The organism is Citrobacter sp. S46_ASV_140 (assembly GCF_018919545.1).
In the GTDB taxonomy this organism is placed as follows: Bacteria; Pseudomonadota; Gammaproteobacteria; order Enterobacterales; family Enterobacteriaceae; genus Citrobacter; species Citrobacter braakii.
In genome coordinates this window covers 1-3,561 of record NZ_JAHLRC010000212.1, presented here as the reverse complement: position 1 = coordinate 3,561, position 3,561 = coordinate 1, and the positions used below count along the sequence as shown (strand labels likewise).

General features: G+C 51.8%; 3 protein-coding genes. All 3 read right to left on the bottom strand.

The features are described from left to right. Positions 1-1,666 (bottom strand): AAA family ATPase (locus KQJ19_RS22900; protein ID WP_216404217.1); only part of this gene is annotated, 1,666 nt, incomplete at its 3' end. A 161-nt stretch (positions 1,667-1,827) separates the two neighbouring features. Then, on the bottom strand, positions 1,828-2,319 hold the full coding sequence (gene tssD / locus KQJ19_RS22895; RefSeq protein ID WP_003024437.1) for a type VI secretion system tube protein TssD: 492 nt from the start codon (positions 2,317-2,319) through the stop codon (positions 1,828-1,830). 16 nt (positions 2,320-2,335) lie between these two features. Beyond that, positions 2,336-3,412: an OmpA family protein gene (locus KQJ19_RS24250; protein WP_346011609.1), complete on the bottom strand. Its 1,077-nt coding sequence runs from the start codon at positions 3,410-3,412 to the stop codon at positions 2,336-2,338. Between the last annotated feature and the right edge of the window lie 149 nt (positions 3,413-3,561).

Below are 3,561 nucleotides of genomic sequence, written 5' to 3'. Positions count from 1 at the left end.
ACGGTACACCGGTCCAGTCGGCGATCACCGTAGCTACTGTGCGCGCGTCTACATCCGGAAACAGTAAAGGATGGCCCTGCTGAAGCACACTAAGCTGTTGCTGCAATTCAATCGTTTCCGCCTGACGAGAAATATCACGGCGGCTGGTCAGCAGTTGCTCAGTGAGCGCTATTTCCTGGCCATACTGGGTTTCCAGTTCATCAAGCTCGACAAGCAGGCGATTTTCATGCTGTTCAATGCTGGCCAGCCTTTCATCATACTGACCATTTCCTACTGCGAGGTCTGCAAGCAACGCCTGTTTTTCAATTTCAAGCGCGGTGATCTCCGACTTCAAGCGCGTAAGGGGTTCAGGAACGGTATCAAGGCACATCCGTACTCTTGCACCTGCGGTATCCAGCAGGTCGACGGCTTTGTCGGGTAATTGCCTCCCGGTAAGATAGCGGCGAGAGAGCATAACAGCGGCTTTAACCGCTTCGTCGGTGATATGAACGCCATGGTGTTCTGCATAGCGTGATTTCAGACCACGCAGCATTAAACAGGCAGTGTCATCATCCGGTTCATCCACTTTAACCATCTGAAAACGCCGCTCCAGCGCAGCATCACGCTCAAAATACTGTTTATATTCGCTCCATGTGGTCGCTGCGATGGTTCGCAATTCACCTCTGGCCAGAGCGGGTTTTAGCAGGTTGGCTGCATCAGCTCCCCCCGCCTGATTACCGGCCCCAATGATGGTGTGTGCTTCATCGATAAAGAGCAGAACAGGAGTTGGCGATTGCTGAACGGCATCAATGATATTTTTTAATCGCTGCTCAAACTCACCTTTCACTCCAGCACCTGCCTGCAACAGCCCAAGATCCAGCGTACGTAAGGTTACTGATTTCAGGCTATCCGGCACGTTACCTTCAGCAATACGCAGCGCCAGCCCCTCCACCAAAGCGGTCTTGCCGACGCCGGGTTCCCCAACCAGAATTGGATTGTTTTTTCGACGACGAGATAGCACATCCACCATTTGCCGAATTTCATTATCACGACCAAATACCGGATCGATATCACCGGCACGCGCTTTCGCGGTCACGTCTAATGTAAATTTATCGAGCACACCTTGTAATGCGGGCGACAAAGTCGACTGGGCCAGATTTCGCCCCGGTTCATCATCAGAGGTAAACTGTGCCAGAGCGGCCTCTTGCTGTCTTTCAGGACGTTCATCCGACTGAACATTTAATAGCGGCAGGAGCCGTTCCAGTTGAGTATGTCCTGCGCTCAGAAGAGGCCACATGCCGTCACACTTCAGTAGCGAAGGCTTTCCCACCAGCGCCATCAGCAGATGCACACCACGTATCTGCGAATTTTCATCCGTTGCTGCACACAGCCACGCTTGTTGCATTAAAGAGAGGAGTACATCAGACAACTGCGGGCGGCTTTTTACGGAACGAGGCTGAACATCCAGATGCGCCAGCAGCGACTGCCAGAGATTGTCGATATCCCATTCATAACGACGTGCAATGACAGTAATATCGCCCTCTCCCTGTTCCAATAGCTTCAGTAACCAGTGTTCAGGTGTGATTTCTGCATGCGCACGCGTTTGGCATAACGATGCCGCCGCTTCAAGCGCCTGAGCACAATAGGGGTTGAGACGTCGTAATAACACTGCTGACTGGTGTTCCATTTGCTTCCTGACTCCCTGTATTCAGGCACGCTACCGCCCGTGGCCGTAACCCAATGCCCATAAGGTAATAGTGACGTTGATACTCTCTGCTAAATCCCCGCGCCGGATACTCAGCAGAGGGCATAAAAAAACGGATGAGGAAATCCTCATCCGTTAGTGCGTTACGCGGTGGTACGCTCGTTCCAGGCGTCAGAATGGATAATGTTGCCATCCTTATATGTCCAGACGATCTTCTCGTAGCGCAGTTCAATCTGTTCCAGGTGGTTATGCTTCTCTTTAGCCGGATCTTTGATGTCGTACATCACAGGATTTACTTTCACCACTTTCACGTTATGCAGAGTGGTGTTGAAGTATTCCACTTCCTGACCAGCATCATTGATGCGATACCATTTGAACTCTGCCTGACGCAGGGTCTGACCAGTGGTTACAGCCTTGTACAGATACGGGCTGGAAGCATCGATTTCCTTAGTGAAAAGAAACGGGGTATGGATGCGCGTCCCGGTCAACTTACCGGTGTTGTTATCGGTAGGGATGTACAGGTTATGTTCCTGAGCCACTACTTCGATACTGCCCACACGGTCTTTCACATCAACAGAGCCCTTAATATCCGCACCGCCGTCGTCTTTCAGCCAAAGGTAGACTGGAATTGCCATAACTCTTTCTCCATTTTTACTTCGTTAATGCGTCACCGCCTTGCGGTGACGGTTCCTTCATGCCCGACACCCGACAGGCATCAGCCTGCGGTACCAGACTGATCTCTACACGGCGGTTGGCAGCCCTCCCCTCCGGCGTATCGTTGGTTTTGTAGGGACGTAATTCGCCGTAACCCTGAACAGCAAAACAGCTCTCCGCGACGTCACCGGTATCACGCATCCAGTCGCGAACAGATTCCGCGCGTTTGAGAGAGAGCTGCTGATTAGATTTATCGTCACCCACATCATCGGTATGCCCGGCGATGACTATCAGCCAACCGGGCTTGGCTTTGATATTGACCAAAGCTCGAATGAGTACTTTTGTTGAACCCGCTTTTAACGCCCATTCGCCCGTATCAAACAGCGACATACTGTCCAGTCGAACGGTATGCGGGGAGGCCACTTTCGGTTTTTCAGTTGGCAGCCAGTCGCTGATGGCGGCCTGCAAAGGCGGGATCAATCTCATCCCCTGATACAATCCCATTGAAAGAGAAAGGGGCTCACCACGCTGATACCAGCGATCAAGCCGCTGTGCATCACGACGAAGCTGTTCCTGGGCCTGAATCTTTGGCTCGACAGGATTGCCAGTAAGATGGCGGTATAACATCAGATGATCGTTTGTGATCCTGATGAGATGTTGGTTATTGATAAAGCTGCACGTCATCGCCAGCCCGACAAAAATGCCGCATAGCAGACCGCTTACGCCCAGCGTTCGTTGAAATGCTGTCAGTGCCCGGCGGCGGGATAAAAAAGGCAACGCTAAATCAGGAAAAGGCAGCAGTACGGGCGCTGCTGATGCCGCAGGAGAAAGCGTTGTTTGAGCAGTGATATGCCGTTGCCACAGATTATTTTCGTAAACCGCTAATGAGGTGAAACACACAACCCGTAAAGCAGAGAAAAGAGGCGGAGCATGGCGTTCGGTATCGCCTTGCACCTTCTTCAGCCAGCCCAGTAAATTATCTAACCACACTGCATGTGTTAGATGAGAATGGCGAGCCGGGCGCTCTTCGGAAGAGAAAGGTGCAAAGTCGTCTAATCCCGTAGCTGACTGCACCTCTGCATCCTGAGGGGTTCGAATAAACCAACGTACAGTCTCATTACATTGAGGAGAATTCAGCCAACAGCACAACCAAAACGGCGGTATACCTGATAACCAACGCCGACTCTGGGTTACCACACGCCGCCAACTGAGTAGCATATGCT